The 17,795-nt window shown below is 60.9% G+C and carries 14 protein-coding genes; 6 read left to right on the top strand and 8 right to left on the bottom strand.

Annotated elements, in window-relative coordinates:
- Positions 1-80: 80 nt before the first annotated feature.
- Genes QMX98_RS15355 through QMX98_RS15320 form a run of 8 tightly spaced genes read right to left on the bottom strand, consistent with a single transcriptional unit; the run spans position 81 to position 9,066 of the window.
- Positions 81-1,211 (bottom strand): glycosyltransferase family 4 protein, encoded by a 1,131-nt coding sequence (locus QMX98_RS15355; RefSeq protein WP_282410996.1) that lies wholly within the window; start codon positions 1,209-1,211, stop codon positions 81-83.
- Entirely contained in the window at positions 1,212-2,342 is a 1,131-nt protein-coding gene (locus tag QMX98_RS15350; RefSeq protein ID WP_282410995.1) for a glycosyltransferase family 1 protein, read from the bottom strand.
- The gene (locus QMX98_RS15345) at positions 2,326-3,693 is read right to left on the bottom strand and encodes a glycosyltransferase family 1 protein (protein WP_282410994.1); all 1,368 of its coding nucleotides are present in this window, start codon (positions 3,691-3,693) and stop codon (positions 2,326-2,328) included. Before QMX98_RS15345 ends, QMX98_RS15350 begins: the two co-directional genes overlap by 17 nt.
- Positions 3,690-4,940, bottom strand: a complete 1,251-nt coding sequence (locus QMX98_RS15340; protein WP_282410993.1) for an ABC transporter ATP-binding protein — start codon at positions 4,938-4,940, stop codon at positions 3,690-3,692. The genes QMX98_RS15345 and QMX98_RS15340 overlap by 4 nt, the downstream gene beginning before the upstream one ends.
- Positions 4,940-5,737, bottom strand: a complete 798-nt coding sequence (locus QMX98_RS15335) for an ABC transporter permease (protein ID WP_083375406.1) — start codon at positions 5,735-5,737, stop codon at positions 4,940-4,942. Before QMX98_RS15335 ends, QMX98_RS15340 begins: the two co-directional genes overlap by 1 nt.
- Positions 5,738-7,180 carry a mannose-1-phosphate guanylyltransferase/mannose-6-phosphate isomerase gene (locus QMX98_RS15330; protein WP_010465435.1) on the bottom strand — a complete coding sequence of 481 codons (1,443 nt, stop codon included), beginning with the start codon at positions 7,178-7,180 and terminating at the stop codon, positions 5,738-5,740. It abuts the gene before it with no gap.
- Between the two features lie 3 nt (positions 7,181-7,183).
- Positions 7,184-8,155: a GDP-mannose 4,6-dehydratase gene (gmd, locus tag QMX98_RS15325; RefSeq protein WP_010465433.1), complete on the bottom strand. Its 972-nt coding sequence runs from the start codon at positions 8,153-8,155 to the stop codon at positions 7,184-7,186.
- Complete coding sequence (locus QMX98_RS15320; protein WP_282410992.1) at positions 8,152-9,066, bottom strand: GDP-mannose 4,6-dehydratase; 915 nt, start codon at positions 9,064-9,066, stop codon at positions 8,152-8,154. Before QMX98_RS15320 ends, gmd begins: the two co-directional genes overlap by 4 nt.
- Before the next feature lie 428 nt (positions 9,067-9,494).
- Here QMX98_RS15320 and QMX98_RS15315 point away from each other — a divergent pair, with 428 nt between their 5' ends.
- From QMX98_RS15315 to QMX98_RS15290, 6 genes are all read left to right on the top strand, one after another.
- Positions 9,495-11,060 carry a glycosyltransferase gene (locus QMX98_RS15315; RefSeq protein ID WP_282410991.1) on the top strand — a complete coding sequence of 522 codons (1,566 nt, stop codon included), beginning with the start codon at positions 9,495-9,497 and terminating at the stop codon, positions 11,058-11,060.
- Complete coding sequence (locus QMX98_RS15310) at positions 11,054-12,352, top strand: glycosyltransferase (protein ID WP_282410990.1); 1,299 nt, start codon at positions 11,054-11,056, stop codon at positions 12,350-12,352. The genes QMX98_RS15315 and QMX98_RS15310 overlap by 7 nt, the downstream gene beginning before the upstream one ends.
- Positions 12,353-12,404: 52 nt before the next feature.
- Entirely contained in the window at positions 12,405-13,562 is a 1,158-nt protein-coding gene (locus QMX98_RS15305; RefSeq protein WP_282410989.1) for an acyltransferase, read from the top strand.
- Positions 13,556-14,383 carry a class I SAM-dependent methyltransferase gene (locus tag QMX98_RS15300; protein ID WP_077748515.1) on the top strand — a complete coding sequence of 276 codons (828 nt, stop codon included), beginning with the start codon at positions 13,556-13,558 and terminating at the stop codon, positions 14,381-14,383. The genes QMX98_RS15305 and QMX98_RS15300 overlap by 7 nt, the downstream gene beginning before the upstream one ends.
- Positions 14,384-14,497: 114 nt before the next feature.
- Complete coding sequence (locus QMX98_RS15295) at positions 14,498-15,691, top strand: DUF3142 domain-containing protein (protein ID WP_282410988.1); 1,194 nt, start codon at positions 14,498-14,500, stop codon at positions 15,689-15,691.
- A complete protein-coding gene (locus QMX98_RS15290) occupies positions 15,678-17,795 on the top strand; it encodes a hypothetical protein (protein ID WP_282410987.1) in 2,118 nt (705 codons plus the stop codon). The genes QMX98_RS15295 and QMX98_RS15290 overlap by 14 nt, the downstream gene beginning before the upstream one ends.

Raw genomic sequence — 17,795 nt, 5'->3', positions numbered from 1 at the left:
GCCCGCGAAGGCGGCGTGTCATTCAACATTGATGTCGACTGACACACCGCCTTCGCGGGCAAGCCTCGCTCCTACAGATTTCAGGCGTAGGACAGGGATTTCTCTTCCAGCAGTTCTTCGTACAACGCCGTCCACTTGCGGCCCATTTCATCGGCGGTGAATAACTGCCGATAACGCGCCTCAGCCTTCACGCCCATTGCTGCCGCACACACCGGGTCTTCCCACAACGTGCGCATTGCTTCTCGGAACGCCTGTGGATTACTCGGCGGCACCACCAGCCCGGTTTCGTTGTGGATGTTGATGTAGCTTGTGCCGGTACCGATTTCGCTGGAGATCATCGGCTTGCCGTACATCGCGCCTTCGAGCAGCGAGATACCGAACGCTTCCGAGCGTAGATGCGACGGAAAGACGATGGCGTAGCTCAGTTGCAGTAACGCTGCTTTGTCTTCTTCCCCCAAACGCCCGAGGAAGTGAATGTTGCGCAAACCCAAAGCCGCAGCCTGGGCGTGAAGCTCGGTTTCCAGAGGGCCGGCGCCGACAATCACCATCGGGTAATCCAGGTCTTTCAAGGCGTTGAGCAGGATGTGCAAACCCTTGTAATAGCGCATCACGCCAACGAACAGGAAAAACTTATCCCCAAGTGTTTGCCGCCACCGGGCCATGCGATCGCTGTCGGGCTGTGGATAACCTGCCTTGTTCAAACCATACGGGATCACTCGAGTCTTGTGCTGAAACTGTTGCAGGACCTCGCTGGTGTGGAAGTAGTTGGGCGACGCGGCGACGATCCGGTCGGCATTGGCCAGGAAGCGGTTCATCAATGGCCGGTAAAACTTGAGCAGGTGCTTCTGGCGAATGATGTCCGAGTGGTACGTCACCACGCTCGGCTTGTTCAGGCTGCTGGTGAAGTGCACCAGGTCCATGAATGGCCACGGGAAGTGGTAATTGACCACGTCAGCCTCGGCCGCCAACTCGCGAAACTGTTTGAAGACGCTCCAGGAAAACCCCGTGGAAGCAAACTGAATGTCGAGTTTGGCCCGGTGGACTTCGTGTTGTCCGAGTTGCATCACGGGTGGGGTCGGATCGGCACTGAGTGTCAGCACCTGGCTTTCAACGCCGTGCTGCGCACCGCTTTCGCACAATTGAAAGATGACTTGCTCGATACCGCCGACCGAGTCAGGCAGGTACGTCTTGAAAAAATGGAGTACTCGCATTCAACCTCCCATTGCCTGGCGGTAGGCGCTGGCCGTAATGCTGGCGCAGCGCTCCCAGGTAAACAGCCGTGCCTGTTGCAATCCGGCTTCCCGACAAGCCTGCCAATACGCTTGATCGTCGATCAGACGGGTCATTGCATCACGCAGGCCTTCCGGTTCGTCAGGTTCAATGTAATTGCCCGCAGCCCCCGCAACCTCTGGCATGGCCGAACGTCGAGCGAGGATCACCGGCGTGCCGCTGGCCATGGCTTCAAGAACCGGTAGACCAAAACCTTCGTAGAGCGACGGAAAAACAAGTGCCCGGGCACCGGCCAACAATTGCGCGATCTGTTCGTCAGGCAGATACCCGAGCAGGCACACATCCCCGGTGGCCAGGGCTGCGCGCAATTCATCGCTGAATTGTTCGCCTTGCCAACCGGCCATGCCGGCGATCAGCAAGGGAAAACCCTGGCGCACGGCTGCCGGTAACAGGGCATGGGCGCGCAGGGCCAGCGTCAGGTTCTTGCGCGGCTCGAGGGTGCCAACACACAGGAAGTATTCCCGCGCCTCGACGCCGTGAGTCTTGAGCACCGCGTTAATGGCTTCAGGCTCCCGTGGGTGGAAACGTGCGGCCACGCCCAGCGGTGCGACGACAAAACGCTCGGCCGGCAGTGCGAAATACGCCTGGGCTTCGTCGGCAATGTACTGCGAGTCGGTAAGAATCAGACTCGCTCGCTGCACGCCGTCGGCCAGGCGCCGCTCGATTTCCCGCAGGCGCGAGGGGGGTTGCGTGTCGGGGTAGTGCAGGTGCGTCAGGTCATGCAGGGTGATGACCGTCGGGCCGTCGAACGACAGCGGCCACAGGCTCGGTTCGTGATAGAGGTCGATGGTTTTCGAGCGCCCTTGATCGAAGCGTTTCTGCTCCAGCCAGCGCCGGGCTTGATAAGCCCCCGGAATTTGTCGCAGCAACGGCGTCAGTCGCGAATAGCCGGGCATGGCGGCTTCTGGCAAGTCCGAACTCCAGCCCCAACCGTGGAACAGTGCGAGTTCGACATCGGGCTCATCAGCAAGCGCGTTCGCCAGTTCGGCGACGTAATGGCCGATGCCGGTGCGCGGGGCTTGAAGGATCCGGGCGTTAAGGGCAATTCGCATGCTGCCTCTCTTGCACGACCGGCGCGTCTACCAGATTGCGCAGGGTGCGTTCAGCCAGTTGCGCACTGGCTTCACGCCAGCCGATCCACTGCCAGTCCGCCACGCTGCGAGCGGCCGGGAATTTCCCGGAGCGTTCGAAACCGGTGACCAGGTCCGCCAGGCTTTGCGGTTCGGCGATGTCAAAGTACGCCATGAACTCGCCACCGATTTCGCGAAAGATCGGAATGTCGCTGCCCATGGCCGGCAAACCGCGCTGCATGGCTTCCACCAGTGGCAAGCCGAAGCCTTCAACCCACGACGGAAACACCAGCGCGCTAGCGTGGGAATAGGCGTGTTCGAGGCTGGTGTCGCTCAGGTCGTTGAACATGAACAGGCGTTGGTTCAACTGTGGGTGGTTGCGCACGCGGGCGAGCAGGGCGTCGCACTTCCAGCCGATGCGCCCGGCGATGCACAGCCGGGCGTGCGAACCTGAGGCCCAGGCACGTTCGAACGCGTCGAGCAGGTAATCGTGGTTTTTACGCGGCTCGATGGTGCTGACCATCAAAAACACCGGCTCCGGTGTTTTGAATACGTGCGTCAGTCTCGGCTCGACGGCGGCGCAGGCTTCGCTCAGGTCCAGTTCGGAGCCGAGGTGAAAATAATCGAACCACAACGTATCGGCTTTGGCCGGGCCCAGCCGACGCTGCAATTCCTCGCGCACCTGATCGCGCACCGTGGCGGAGATCGCCACGTAGCCGTCGGCGGTCTGGGTGATCCAGTTGAACCACTCGTTGAAAATCTGCACCAGCCGCGTGTCGTAGAACTGTGGGTGAGTCAGCGGGATGAGGTCGTAGATCACCGAAACGATGCCCACGCCTTCACGCTTGAGCTGTTCGGCAAACGGGAAGAAATCGCTGTGCCAGGAGGAATCGAGCAACACCAGTTGATCGCCCGGCTGATGTTGCAATGGCGAGCACCGTTTGGGCAGTTGATATTGGTTGATGGCGTCGATCAGGCGCAAAGGAATGCTGAAGCAGGTGATCGCCGTGAGGCGGTAGGCCACGTGCAGCAGGCGCTTGACCACTCGCGAGTGACTGCGATTGTGCAAGCGTTGATGCAGCTGCCAGAAACGATGAGCCAGCCGCTCCAGTCGCCCACCGAATGTCATCAGCCCATCAAAAAACGGGATGTTCAACGCACCGAGTTTGAGCACCCGATAGAGTTTGCCGTTGAGCATCACCACTGGAATGCACTCAACACCGTCGACGCTAGCCGGCAATTGATTGATGACGTTACGCACCACCCGCTGGATGCCCGAATTGACTTTGGGGTGCAGGAACACGTGGGTGCATTCCACCAGAAGGCGCGTCATGGCGTGCGCTCCGAAACAATCGAGTCGGAGCGGGTAATGGTGGTTTGCGCCGCCAGCCACGAGCAGCCGACGAAGTCTTCATGCCGGTTGTTGATCACATGGAACACCAGCCCGTAATCGCGCCATTCGTAGTTGCGATCCAGATGCGAGTCCAGCCGCGACAAGCTCAGGGACACGGAATAGTTGCCCTTGCCCAGGCCCATGACGAAGGAAAAACGGTACGTGTAACGCTCCCCGGCGTGCAGATCGGTCAGGGCCTTGTCCTGGCGATGGGTGTTGATGCCATACATCATTTGACCCAGGCGGTCCTTGAGGATGAAACCGAGCACCAATCGCTCGATGTCCTGGCGGACTTCGACCTGGACTTCCAGCACCACGCTCTGACCGACCTCGGCGGCGTCGATGGAACGTTCATTCTCGTCCAGCATCCGCACACTGAGGATGGCCACTTCACCGGTGCCGGACACGGTCTGGACTTCGCCGCCGGCGAGCATTTCCTGACGGACCACCTGGCCTTCACGCTCGGCCATCAGGGCGTTGTAGTAATCCAGGACCGCTTCGGGTTTGCCGTACATGGCCATGCGGCCGTCTTTGAGCAGGATCGCCGAATCGCAAATCGACTGGATGGCCGAGCGATCATGGGAAACGATCAGCAGGGTGGTGCCAGCCTTGCGGAAGCTGCGGATGCGTTCGAAGCTCTTGTGCTGGAAGTAGGCGTCGCCCACGGAGAGGGCTTCGTCGACGATCAGGATGTCCGGACGCTGCGCGGTGGCCACGCTGAACGCCAGGCGCATCTGCATGCCGCTGGAATAGGTTCGCACCGGATGGTCAATGGCTTCGCCGATTTCCGCGAAACTTTCGATCTGTGGCATCAGCGCTTCGATGTCATCGACCTGCATGCCCAGCAATTGCCCGGCCATGATTGCATTCTGTCGGCCAGTAAAGTCCGGGTGAAAGCCCATGCCCAGTTCCAGCAGGGCCGCCACCCGGCCTTCGAGCTCGATCTTGCCGCACGTAGGTTGGGTGGTGCCGGTGATCATCTTCAGCAAGGTGCTTTTGCCTGCGCCGTTGACCCCGACGATGCCCACCGCTTCACCGGGGGCAATCTCGAATTCGACGTCTTGCAGCACCCAGTGCTGGTGGTGGCGCAGGGGCGAAAACGGAATCAGCCACTCGGCCAGTCGGCTCCAGCGGGTCGGGTATTGCTTGTAGGCCTTGCCCAGGCCGGTGACGCGAATATGCCCCATCAGAGTTCATCCACCATTTCACCGACGCGCTGGCGAAACAGACGCAGCCCGATCAGACAGAACACTAAGCCCGTGACAAAAATCGGCAGCAGCGAACTCCAGACCGGCCATTGCCCATAAAGAAACATGTTTTGATAGCTGACGATCAGGTTGGTCAGGGGGTTGAGTTGCAGCAGGCGCTGCACCCAGTCCGGCAGGATGCTCATCGGGTAAACAATGGGCGTCAGCCAGAACCAGAATTGCAGGCAGATGCCGAAGAGTTGCCCGACATCCCGGAAGAAGACATTCAACACGCCGAGTATCATTCCCAGCCCGGCACAGAACATCATTTGCAACGCCATCAGCGGTATCAACGCGAACAACGCCATACCCGGCCAACGTCCGGTGATCAGCAGAAAGCCCAGGAACAGGGCCATGATGATTGCGAAGTTGATGCCCGCGTTAAACAGCACAATCACCGGCAGGCAGATCCGTGGGAAGCTGATTTTCTTCAGCAGGTTGGCGTTTTCCAGAAACATGTTCTGGCTGCGCAGGGTGATTTCCGCAAAGAGTCCCCAGGCGAGCAGGCCGGCACAGAGGTAAACGCTGTAGGCCATGCTGTCATCCACGCCCGGCAGGCGCGCGCGCATGATGTGGGAAAAAATCACGGTGTAGACGATGATCATCGACAGGGGGTTAAGCACCGGCCATAGAGCACCAAACAGCGAATTGCGATAACGCGCCTGAAACTCACGCTGGACGCTACCGAAGATAAACCCTCGATAACTACGCAGCGTGCGGTATAGGGAAAGCAGCATTCAAACCGTCCTGCCGTATTGGTCTTCGAAGCGAACGATATCGTCCTCTCCCAGGTATTCGCCGCTTTGCACTTCGATGATCACCAGGTCGATCACGCCCGGGTTTTCCAGGCGATGCTTGTGACCGGCGGCAATGAAGGTTGATTCGTTCTTGGCCACCAGATGGGTGCCGGCGCCGTTGTTGGTGACCTTGGCCATGCCTTCGACGACCACCCAGTGTTCGTTGCGGTGGTGGTGCATTTGCAGCGATAGCTTGGCGCCTGGTTTGACCACGATGCGCTTGATCTTGAAGCGAGGGCCTTCCTCGAGCACGGTGTAGGTGCCCCAGGGCCGGCTGACCGTGCGGTGCAGGCGATAGGCCTCGTGCTTTTTGTCCTTGAGCTGCTTGGCCACCCGGCGCACATCCTGTGCGCGATCGGCGTGGGCCACCAGCACCGCGTCGGCGGTGTCGATGATGATCAAGTTATCCACACCCACCGCGGCTACCAGCCGGTCTTCGCTCTGGACGAAGTTGTTGTGGCTGTCGACGAACACCGCGTCACCGCTGGCGCGGTTGTTTTGCGCATCCGCCGGCACCAGCGCGGCCACCGCGCCCCAGGAGCCGATGTCGCTCCAGTCAAAACCGGCGGGCACCACCACCACTTTGTCGGAGCGTTCCATCAAGGCGTAGTCGATGGAAATGTCAGTGATCTCGGCAAACAACGCCGGGGATAATTCCTGCTGCAGGCACCCGGCCGTTTCCACGGGGGCGCTTTGCGTCATGCAGGTTTGCGTCTGCTCCAGGAGCTCGGGGGCATGGATCTGCAATTCGGCCAGCACGGTCGTCACGGAGAAACAGAACATCCCCGAGTTCCACAGGAACTTGCCGCTTTCCAGGTAATGGGTGGCGGTTTGCAGATCCGGTTTCTCGACGAAACGCTGCACTTTGGCGGCGCCTTTTTCGTCCAGTGCCGCACCGGTCTCGATGTAGCCGAAACCGGTCTCCGGGGCCGTCGGCACCACGCCGAACGTCACCAGGAAACCATCCTTGGCCAGTGCCACGGCGTGTTCGACCGCAGACTTCAAGGCGTTTTCGTTGAGGATCAAATGGTCGGCGGGCATCACCACCATGATCGCGTCATCGCCGTGCAGGGCTTGCAGTGACAGGGCGGCGGCGGCGATGGCCGGGGCGGTGTTGCGGCCTGTCGGCTCCAGCAGAAAGTGCCCGCGATGGCGGCTGAGCTGCGCCTCCTGATAGTGATCCTTGCTCTGGAAGTAGTAGTCGCGGTTGGTCACTGTGACGATATCGCCCCAGCCATCAAGCAGACCGGCCGCTCGCCGATAGGTTTTGCCCAGCAGCGACTGACCGTCGGGCAGGGTCATGAACGGCTTGGGATGGCCCTCGCGGGACACCGGCCACAAGCGAGTACCGGCACCGCCGGAGAGAATCACAGGAATCAGCATGGCCTACTCCTTGGCGACGCGTTTCATGTCCGCATCCATCATCATGCGGATCAAGGTATCCAGGTCTGTTTTTGGCTTCCAGCCCAATACGCGCTGAGCTTTGGCCGGGTTGCCGAGCAGCACTTCGACCTCGGCCGGGCGGAAGAACGCCGGGTCGATCTTCACGAAGTCGCGGTAGTTCAGGCCCACGTGATCGAAGGCGATGCGGCACATCTCGCGCACGGTGGTGGTCACGCCGGTAGCGACCACAAAATCGTCAGGCTTGTCCTGTTGCAGCATCAGCCACATGGCTTCGACGTAATCACCGGCAAACCCCCAGTCGCGTTTGGCGTCGATGTTGCCCAGCAGCAGTTCCTGCTGTTTGCCCTGTTTGATGCGGGCGGCGGCGTCGGTCACTTTGCGGGTCACGAACTCGATGCCGCGCAGGGGCGATTCATGGTTGAACAGGATCCCGCTGCTGGCGTGCAGGTTGAAACTTTCGCGATAGTTCACGGTGATCCAGTGGCCATACAGCTTGGCCACGCCGTAAGGGCTGCGCGGGTAGAACGGCGTGTTCTCGTCCTGCTGCTCGGCCTGGATCAGGCCAAACATTTCGCTGGTAGACGCCTGGTAAAAACGCGTGTGCGGACTGAACTGGCGGATCGCTTCGAGCAGGTGAGTCACGCCCAGCCCGTCAACGATGCCGGTGGTGACCGGTTGATCCCAGGAGGCCGCGACAAAGCTTTGCGCCGCCAGGTTGTAGATTTCGTCCGGAGCGGATTTGATCACCGCGCGCTGCACCGAGCAGGCATCGGCCATGTCACCGTCCAGGTAAACGATGTCCCCCTCGACTCCCATTTCACGCAAACGCCAGCGTGCATCGCTGCTGCGACGCGCCACCAGGCCGTGGACCTTGTAGCCCTTGTCGAGCAGCAATTTGGCCAGATACGCGCCGTCCTGACCGGTGATCCCCGTGATCAATGCACTTTTTGTCATTCTTCTTTTACTCGTTTCTCCCAGTCGGACAGGATCGCCCGCAGGGATTGTTGTGTTGTGATTTCAGGCGTCCATCCTGTGGTCTGGGCAAGCTTGGCAGAGCTGCCACAAACGCGACGCTGATCCGCGCGGCGAAAACGCGCAGGATCCTGAATCAATTGCAGGTCGACCTGGGCGAGGTCCCCCAGTTGTTCGATCAGGCTGCGGATGCTCTGCTCGCGCCCCGAGCAAATGTTGTAGACCTGTCCCGGCGTACCCTTTTCCAGCAGCGCCAGATAGGCGGACACCACATCGCCCACGTCCAGGAAGTCGCGTGTGACGTCAATGTCCCCGACTTCCAGTTGCGGGGCTTGCAGGCCTTGTTTGATACGGTTGATCTGGCGGGCGGCGCTGGCGATGACGAAGCTGTCTTTCTGGCCGGTGCCGATGTGGTTGAACGGGCGTGCGACCACGACCGGCCAGCCTTCGCTCAGGCCCCATTGCAGGCTGAGGAACTCGGCCGACAGTTTGCTGACGGCATAGGGATTGCGCGGGCAGGGTGGCTGGTGTTCGGTAATGGGCAGGTCTGACTCGGTCACTTGCCCGTAGACGTCGCCGGAGCTGACGTACAGGAAGGTCCCGTTGAAGCCACGGGCCTTGAGTGCCTGAAGCAGGTTCAAGGTGCCGAGCAGGTTGATCGTCAGCGTGCGTGCCGGATCGCGGAAGGCTTCGGGAACGAAGGTCTGGCCGGCCAGGTGAATGACCGCGTCGGGCATGGCCGGCCAGAGGCCGTCGAGGGAGCCTGGCTCGCCGAGATCGTAGCGGGCGGCGACAGGCAGAAGCTCCCATTCCGAGGCATCAGCCTTCAGGCGGGTTTGGATGTGTTGTCCTACGAATCCACTCAGACCCGTAACGAACAGACGCTTTTTCAAACAGCGGCCCCTTGGTCGTGCATTTCGTCCATTCCCCACAGGCTTTATGGAGATGTCTGACAGACCGGGTGGATTCCTTGGTCGAAAGACAGGCGAAACGTTTGTTGTAGTTGTTTGGTAGCCAATCTGTGCCAATTGCGCGGCAATTTCAACAGGTCCCACCGTGACTGGTCAGTTCTCGTCAGCGTAGCCCGATTTATTCTCGCCGGGCGGTTCACGAATCCTCAGCGGATGTGTTTAGAATGCCCCTCGTCACGATTACCCAGGGTTCGGCCGGGTGGTATTCACACCCCGCGAAGCTGACCATTAAAACAAGAACGTAGACGGGCAAGAAGGCGCTGGACGACGACTGGCAAACGCCGGGTCGATCCGTGGCTTTGCCGTCATAGAGTGGGGCTGCCGGGATGGCGGTTTCATCGTGGGATGCCATGAACTTCATTCTTTACTCGGACGTCAACGACAGCTCCATCAGTCAGAGCCTCGGTCGTCCCGAATACAGTTATTACTTCGTGCTCAAGGCTTATCGCCCGGTGCTCGAAAGCCTCGGGCGGGTGCATGTGGTGTCCTCCACCGCCGAGGTCGATCCTCTCTATCGACAATTGCTGGCCACCGGCGAAGACAGCCTGTTCCTGTCGTTCACCCCGCCGCAGAAAACCCCGAACGATCTTGAATGCCCGACGATCTGCGTGGTGGCCTGGGAGTTCGACTCCATTCCCGATGAGCAATGGGATAACGACCCACGTCAGGACTGGACGCAGATGCTGGCACGCCAGGGCCGGGTCATCACGCTTTCCAGCCACACGGCCCGGGCGATTCGGCGGGCCATGGGCGAAGATTTCCCCGTGCTGGTGTTGCCCACGCCCTTGTGGGAGAACTTCGCGGCCATTCGCAGCCACCACGCCAGCGCGCCGGTGAATACCGGTTCGACACTGGAGATCAAGGGCTGCATCTTCGATACGCGCACGCTTGGGCTGTCTGCCGACGCGCTGATTCCCGTACCGCCGAGCGCCGAGGAACTGGCGGCGCTGGAGGCATTGAAGCCGCCGCCGTTGACGCTAAAACGTCGCTTCGTCATCGCTCGCCATTACCTGCACATGTGGCGTCGGGACATGGGCAAAACGCTGCCCGTCCCGGTGCATCGCACGCACTTTCTGAGCCAGTGGTATTGGGAAGGCATCCGAGATCTTCTTTCCGATACCGCTCATGCACGGCTCGCCGAATATCTGCCGGCTATCGCTGGCCCGCAGACGATGGCCGTGCCCGAGCCTGCACCGCGGGATTGGCCGGACACCACTTCCCGGGTCGAAATCCAGGTGGATGGCGTGGTGTATGTCACGGTGTTCAACCCTAGGGATGGTCGTAAGAACTGGCATCAACTGATCACCGCATTCTGCTGGGCCTTTCGCGAAACGGATGATGCCACGCTGGTGCTGAAGATTACCCAGAGCGACCTGTCTTCCTACTACGACGAGCTGATGACCTTGCTCGCGCAACTCTCGCCGTTCGCCTGTCGGGTGGTGGTGATGCACGGTTACCTGGATGATCCGCAATACGCCCGGTTGTACGAAGCCGCCAGTTATTACGTCAACGCGTCGCGCTGCGAGGGGTTGTGCCTGCCGCTGATGGAGTTCATGGCCAGCGGTAAGCCGGTGATCGCCCCGGACCACACCGCCATGGAGGATTACATCGATGAGCGTGTGGCGTTTGTGGTCAAGTCCAGCGAAGAGCTGACCATCTGGCCACAAGACACCCGAATCATTTACCGGACCCTGCGTTATCGCCCGGACTGGGGCTCGCTGAAAACCGCCTACGAAAACAGCTACCGGACGGCCAAGGAGCAACCGCTGGAGTACCGGCGCATGTCGGGCGATGCGGTCGAGCGCATGCACGACTACTGCGCCTTCGCCCCGGTGCAGAAGCGCCTGGCGGATTTTTTCGGGCTGACGCCGCAGGCTTTGCCGGCAGCGGCCGTGACGGATAACGCCTCATGCTGATCATCATTCATTCGGAAACCAACCAGCACACCATCGCCCAGAACCTTGGCCGTTCGGAGTACAGCTATTACTTCGTGCTCAAGGAATACCGGCCGGTGCTGGAACGTCTGGGGCGTGTGGTGGAAGTCAGAGACCCGCAGACCGAAGTCGATGCCTTGTACCGCGACGCGCTGTCCCGAGGTGAAGACTGCGTGTTCCTGTCGTTCTCGCCGCCGCATTGCACGCCGGTGCACTTCGCCTGTCCGACCTTGCCGGTGTTTGCGTGGGAATTCAGCACCATTCCCAACGAACCCTTTGCGGGTGAGCCGCGCAATGATTGGCGCACGGTATTGCGTGCTTCAGGCGCGGCGATTACCCATTCCAGCTACACGGTAAACGCCGTGCGCGAGGCGATGGGCGCCGACTATTCGATCGTCGCGGTGCCGGCGCCGGTGTGGGATCGATTCTCGGCACGCGGCGCCCAGTTGCAACGTCAGCCACTGGCGAGTCAGGTGCGCTTGAAGATCAAAGGCCTGGTGGCCGACAGCCGCACCCTGGACTTGCGAGCCTTTGGGCCGGCGTCGTTACGCGAAGGCGAAGGTATCGATTTCGAAGCACCGCCCCGTGAACACGAACTGGTGCTCGACGGCGTGATTTACACCTCGGTGTTCAACCCGGGTGATGGGCGCAAGAATTGGGAAGACATGCTCAGTGCCTTCTGCGTGACGTTCCGCGAGGTGGATGACGCGACGCTGGTGCTCAAACTGACCCACCACGATGCCGAAGAAGCGCTGACCGACATCCTTCACCATTTGTACAAAAACCAGTCCTATCGCTGCCGCATCGTGCTGATCTACGGCTACCTCGCGGATTCGGACTACGAGCACCTGGTGCAGGCAACCCGCTTTGTGGTCAACACCTCCTACGGCGAAGGCCAGTGCCTGCCGCTGATGGAGTTCATGTCCTGCGGCAAACCGGCGGTCGCGCCACGCACCACGGCGATGATCGATTACCTGGATGCCGATAATGCGTTTCTGATCGACTCCACCGACGAGCTGACGGCCTGGCCCCACGACCCGCGCAGGGCGTTCCGAACCCTGCGTTACGTGACGAACTGGGAATCGTTGTGCCGCGCTTATCGGGCCAGCTATGACGTCGCCAAAAACGACGCCAAGCGTTACGCGCAGATGTCCGCGCATTCGGTGGCCAGCCTCGAAAAATTCTGCAGCCAGGCCACCGCCGAGCAACGACTCAAAGCCTTCTTCGCGCAGCTCCTTGAAACCCGCGTCGCTCCGGATACCCGCGAAGCATGATCCGCGCAGTGTTGAATGGGGTGGAAAACAGGGCAACGTCCAGGAGGACGGCATGAATAACGACAGACGGATCATGGACATCGAGTTGTTGCGCGGCATTGCGGTGCTCGGTGTGTTGTTTCATCACCTGCAAGACAGCCTGTTTGCGGCCCCGGTGCCGCTGTTGCAATCCATCACCGTGTGGGGGCAGCCGTGGTGGGGCGTGGATCTGTTTTTCGCCATCTCCGGGTTTGTCATTGCGCGCAGCCTGATCCCGGCGTTGCAGGGTTGCAACACCCGTCAGGAGTACTGGCAGCAGACGCGTAACTTCTGGCTGCGCCGGGCCTTTCGATTGCTGCCGTCGGCGTGGTTGTGGCTGGCGCTGATGTTGCTGGGCTGCATTTTTCTCAATCGCTCCGGAGCGTTCGGCACGCTGCACGCCAACCTTCAGGCGACCCTGGCCGGGGTCGCGCAGTACGCGAACTTCCGCTTCGCCGACAGCTTCTATAACTATGAGTACGGCACCAGTTTCGTGTACTGGAGCCTGTCGCTGGAGGAGCAGTTCTACCTGTTGTTTCCGCTGCTGATTCTGATCTGTCGCAAGCACCTGGTCTGGGCCTTGCTGGCGCTGGTCGCGGTGCAGTTGTTCACGTTGCGCACACCGATCCTGATGGTGGTTCGCACCGATGCGCTGGCACTCGGCATCCTGTTGGCGATGTGGAGTGCGCAACCCTCGTATCTGCGCTGGGAGCCGACGTTCCTGCGCCGTCCATGGGCCGGGGTGACAGCATTGGTCGCGCTGTCGCTGGTGCTCAGTTTCATGGCGACGGATCGTTTCACGTTCACTCATTACCGCATCGGCACGATCGCCGTGTTGTGCGCGGTGCTGGTCTGGATCGCTTCCTACAATCGCGACTACCTGCTGCCACGGGGCGTGTTGAAGAACCTGATGACGTGGGCCGGCAGTCGCTCCTACGGGATCTATCTGATCCACATACCGGCTTATTTGCTGGTGCGCGAATTCACGTTCCGCTTGCAGGGCGCCGGTCTGCCCAATTCCGGCGGCCATCCGATCCTGACACTGATGATTGCTGGCGGTTTGATCGCTTTGTTGAGCGAACTCAACTACCGCTTCATCGAAATGCCCATGCGTAACCGCGGTGCCTCGCTGGTCAAACGCCTGGGCACGTCCCGAACAGCCGCCCAAACCTCTGGAGCTACCTCATGCTGAGCCTTTTGAAGAAACTCACGGCGGGTACGCCCGTTCCCGTGGCGCCTGTGGCGGACACGGTCGAGAAGGTCGATCCGTACATGCTCGGCCTGCACGACGCGATGCTCAGCGGCTGGTTCAATCAGCAAACCGGCGAGCTGTTCACCGGGTTCCCGGTGACCGCCGAAGACACGCTACTGGACGTCGGCTGCGGTGACGGCGGTAACGTGCATTTCTGCGGCATGCGCGGGGCGAAGATCATCATCGCCGACATCGACGCGGCCAAGGTCGAAGCCACCCGACAGCGCCTGAGCGACACACCGGCGCGTGACATCGAATGCCACGTCACCGACTGCAACCCGCTGCCGATTGCCGATGCGACGGCCACTCGCGTGGTGTCCACCGAAGTCATCGAACACGTGGACGATCCGGCGCAGTTCCTTGCTGAACTGGTGCGTGTCGGCAAACCGGGCGCGTTGTATTTGCTCAGCGTCCCGCACCCAAGCTCCGAAGACCTGCAAAAAGACATCGCCGCGCCCGAGTATTTTCAGAAGCCCAACCACATTCGCATCATCAGCGAAGAGCAGTTCAAGGCGATGGTCAGCGACGCTGGCCTGGAAGTGCTCAGCCACAGCCAGTACGGGTTTTACTGGTCGATGTGGATGCTGTTGTTCTGGGAAGCCAAGGTCGATTTCAGCAATCCTGACCACCCGCTGCTCAACCACTGGGCCGACACGTGGCAGGCCATTCTGGCGTCGCCCCGTGGCGCGCAGATCAAACAGGCGCTGGACGCGGTCGTGGCGAAAAGTCAGGTGATCATTGCCCGCAAGCCCTTGGTGTAGCCACTCTCTGTAGATGCTGCCTTGTGGTGAGAGGATAAATCCCCTCACCACAAAGGCTTGCTCCCACAAGTTTTGTGTACCCTGTAGCCCTGTGTTTCCAGGATCAGGGATTTCATGTTGTTAGTTCGTCTTTCTGTCCTGCTTGTTGCTCTGGCGCTGCTCAACGGTTGCGAGCAAACAGACGCGCCGCCGCTCGATCAGCAGCTCTACGTCTGGCAACGGCAATGGACGTCAGCCCATGACGCCGCCCTGCAAGACAGTCGCGCGGACTTTTCGACCTTGCGGGTGCTGGCCTTGCAGGCGTTTCCTCAGGCCGGCTGGAGCCGGGCGCGAATCGATCCGGCGTTGCTCAAGCGCGATGGTCGACCGCTGATTGCGGTGATTCGCCTTGACGGCCAGCTCAAGTCGCTGGATCAGGACGACGTCACGACGCACATCCAGCAAGTGCTCAGCGAGTGGCAAGGGCAGGGGCTGACGCTCTCTGGCGTGGAAATCGACCACGACGCCGGTAGCGCCCGGCTACCGGCTTACCGCGAATTTCTTACTCACCTGCGCGCGGCTTTACCCGCCGCTTTGCCGTTGAGCATCACCGCATTGCCTGCCTGGCTCGACAGCCCTGAATTGCCGGCACTCTTGGCGACCGTCGACAGCAGCGTGTTGCAGGTGCATGCGGTGAGTGATCCGCGTCGTGGTCTGTTTGATCCGGATCAAGCCAGGAAATGGGTAAACGCCTGGAGCCTCATCACCTCAAAACCCTTTTACCTGGCGCTGCCCGCCTATGGCGTGGCCCTGTTGCCGGGCGCCAGCGGTGCGCCGGTCGTGGAAAGCGAAGTGCCTGTCGGGCGAGCCGGCCAACGCCGGGAATTGCTGGCGGATCCCTTGCAACTGAGCGCACTCGCCGCCGAGTTGCGCGCCGATCCACCGGCGCATCTGACCGGTCTGATCTGGTTTCGTCTGCCGCTGGCGGGTGATCGTCGGGCCTGGAGCCTGAACACGCTGAGGGCCGTTGCTCGCGGAGATTCGCTCAATAGTCGGTTAAGTTTGAAACTCATCGCGCAAGACGACCTCTATGACATCAGCGTCAGCAATCAAGGCAACCTCGACAACGCCTGGCCCGAACGCGTCACGCTGGCGGTTCGCGGCTGCGACGGTGCCGATGCGCTGGCCGGTTACGCATTGCAACAAAGCCCGGATCTGCTTACCTTCACCCGCCTGCGCGACGGCCGGATACCGGCCGGCGAGCAGCGCGCCATCGGTTGGGCTCGCTGCGCACACATTGATCAAGGAGGTTCGAATGTTCACCCGTAACTGGCCCCGCCATGTGCTTTGCCTGAGCCTCAGCCTGCCGCTGGGTTCGGCGTTGGCCTGCGGGCCGGACTTCCCGATGCGCTTGCTGGACAACCGCGCCCAATCGCTGGCGGAGCTGCCGGAAGGCAACTTCCAGTTCGAGATCAATCGCCTGGGGCATGTGATCGCAGGGCTCAAGAACGTCGAGTCGTCCCCTTACGGCCTGGAGGCAACCGACTACGCCGAGCAGCGGGACAAGGCCGAACAGGCCGGGTTGACGGCGGAGCAGCAAGCCCTGGTCAAACAGTTGCGCGCGCTGACCGAGGCCCGTCAAGTCGAGACCCAGGGCGCGAGCCTGCCGGCCGAGCTTCGTTTCTATCTGGCGGGTGCGGTGGCGTTTAACGCCGGTGATCATGCGCTGGCCGCCGAGTACTTCCAGAAAGTGCTGGCGCTGCCGGCGGATCAACGCGCCTTGCGCAGCACCTGGGCCGCTTATTCATTGGGCCGGACGCTGTTTGCCCAGAGCGCCGAAGCAGACGCAGCGCCTGACCTGTTGGCACAGTCGCGCAAAGCCTTCGAGCAGGCCCGTCAGCTGAGCATCGACGGCTTCAGCGACCCGCTGGAACTCGGTGTCGCCAGCCTCGGCGAGGAGGCCCGCGTGGCGCGCACCGCTGGCGACTGGAACAGCGCCATCAATCTGTACGCCACGCAAAATCGCCACGGTTCGGCGGTGGGTTACACCTCGCTGAAGCTGTTGATGGCGGATTTGCTGGCGATGCCTGAAGATCAGTTGACCGAGTTGCTCAAGGGCAAACCGGTGCAACAACTGGTGACGGCGTCGCTGATCAGTCGCCTGGGCTGGTCATTCGGTGATCAACCGCCGAATGAACTGAAGCTGATCAAACTCCTGCAAAGCAGCACCCGGGGCAGTCTGGACAACGCGGACCGACTGGCGGCGATGAATTATCAACAGGGCGATTACACCAGCGCCAAAGCGTTCCTTGAGCATGCCGGGGACGGCGGTCTGGCGTGGTGGCTGCGGGCGAAACTGGCGTTGCGTGAGGGTGACAAAAGTGCAGCGGCTGCGGCGTATGCCAAGGCGGCCCAGGCCTTCCCGCAGAACGAATCGTGGGGCGAGCGACGCACGCCTGACTATGATTTCGAAAGCCTGCAGCCCAAGTGCCGGGTCGAGGGTGAAAGCGCGATTCTGGCGCTGCAACGCGGGGATTACCTGCAAGCGTTCGATCAGCTTTATCGCAGCCAAAGTATCTATTGGTTCGATGCCGCGACCGTTGCCGAGCGCGTGCTGACCGTCGATGAGCTAAAGCATTACGTTGACACCCAGGTGCCGGCGCCGCCAGCGCTCAGCCAGCAGGATCGCGACAACTACGTGCCGTTGCCGGTGGCGGCGCAACTGCGCAACCTGCTCGGGCGTCGATTACTGCGTGAAGAGCGCTACGACGAGGCGCTGGTGTATTTCGACAACCCCGATCTACAGAAAAAGGCCCGGTTGTATGCGCAACAGCGTCAGCTCGCTGATTCAGCGTGGTGGCCGACCAAGCGTGCGTCTGCTCTGTTCAACGCAGCCTGGACGGCACGCGAGTGGGGCATGGACATTCTGGGTTATGAAATGGCCCCGGACTACGCCACGTTTGGCGGCAATTACAGCCTGGAGACGACTGAACTGAAGGTCGGCCCCTTGGTGGCCGAAAGTGAAGTCCAGCGCCAGCAAGCCAGTGCCGCGAAGCCCGACGAGCGCTACCACTATCGATTCGTCGCCACGGCCTTGGCCAACCGCGCCGCCGATAACCTGCCTCACACCAGCCAGGCCTTTGCTGCTGTGTTGTGCTCGGCGGCGGGATGGAACAGCAGCCTTCAAGACCAAAGTGCGCTGTACCAGCGCTATGTCAAAGAAGGGCCCTACGTGGATTGGGCGGTGGATTTCGGCCACCAGTGCCCGTATCCCGACTTCGAGAATGCCAGCAAACGGTATGTGACCCAGGCGACTGACGCCGCCCGTTCGGCGCTGCGGCCGTACAAGTGGCCATTGCAGATCGGTGGTGTTATCGCGGTGATGGCCGCGGCGCTGGTATTGATCAACCGGCGGCGCCGTAAAGCCCAGTAA

Origin of the sequence: Pseudomonas sp. PS02303 (assembly GCF_029959925.1) — a bacterium.
Classification (GTDB): Bacteria; Pseudomonadota; Gammaproteobacteria; order Pseudomonadales; family Pseudomonadaceae; genus Aquipseudomonas; species Aquipseudomonas mandelii.
The sequence above is the reverse complement of the archived record's forward strand: the minus strand, read 5'-3'. Positions and strand labels throughout refer to the sequence as shown.

Excerpts from the sequence above, each read along its gene's own strand:
- QMX98_RS15330 (WP_010465435.1), bottom strand. The coding sequence starts at position 7,180 with ATGCTGATTCCTGTGATTCTCTCCGGCGGTGCCGGTACTCGCTTGTGG.
- QMX98_RS15315 (WP_282410991.1), top strand. The coding sequence starts at position 9,495 with ATGAACTTCATTCTTTACTCGGACGTCAACGACAGCTCCATCAGTCAG.
- QMX98_RS15335 (WP_083375406.1), bottom strand. The coding sequence starts at position 5,737 with ATGCTGCTTTCCCTATACCGCACGCTGCGTAGTTATCGAGGGTTTATC.
- QMX98_RS15345 (WP_282410994.1), bottom strand. The coding sequence starts at position 3,693 with ATGACGCGCCTTCTGGTGGAATGCACCCACGTGTTCCTGCACCCCAAA.
- QMX98_RS15295 (WP_282410988.1), top strand. The coding sequence starts at position 14,498 with ATGTTGTTAGTTCGTCTTTCTGTCCTGCTTGTTGCTCTGGCGCTGCTC.
- gmd (WP_010465433.1), bottom strand. The coding sequence starts at position 8,155 with ATGACAAAAAGTGCATTGATCACGGGGATCACCGGTCAGGACGGCGCG.
- QMX98_RS15350 (WP_282410995.1), bottom strand. The coding sequence starts at position 2,342 with ATGCGAATTGCCCTTAACGCCCGGATCCTTCAAGCCCCGCGCACCGGC.
- QMX98_RS15310 (WP_282410990.1), top strand. The coding sequence starts at position 11,054 with ATGCTGATCATCATTCATTCGGAAACCAACCAGCACACCATCGCCCAG.
- QMX98_RS15355 (WP_282410996.1), bottom strand. The coding sequence starts at position 1,211 with ATGCGAGTACTCCATTTTTTCAAGACGTACCTGCCTGACTCGGTCGGC.
- QMX98_RS15340 (WP_282410993.1), bottom strand. The coding sequence starts at position 4,940 with ATGGGGCATATTCGCGTCACCGGCCTGGGCAAGGCCTACAAGCAATAC.
- QMX98_RS15290 (WP_282410987.1), top strand. The coding sequence starts at position 15,678 with ATGTTCACCCGTAACTGGCCCCGCCATGTGCTTTGCCTGAGCCTCAGC.
- QMX98_RS15300 (WP_077748515.1), top strand. The coding sequence starts at position 13,556 with ATGCTGAGCCTTTTGAAGAAACTCACGGCGGGTACGCCCGTTCCCGTG.
- QMX98_RS15305 (WP_282410989.1), top strand. The coding sequence starts at position 12,405 with ATGAATAACGACAGACGGATCATGGACATCGAGTTGTTGCGCGGCATT.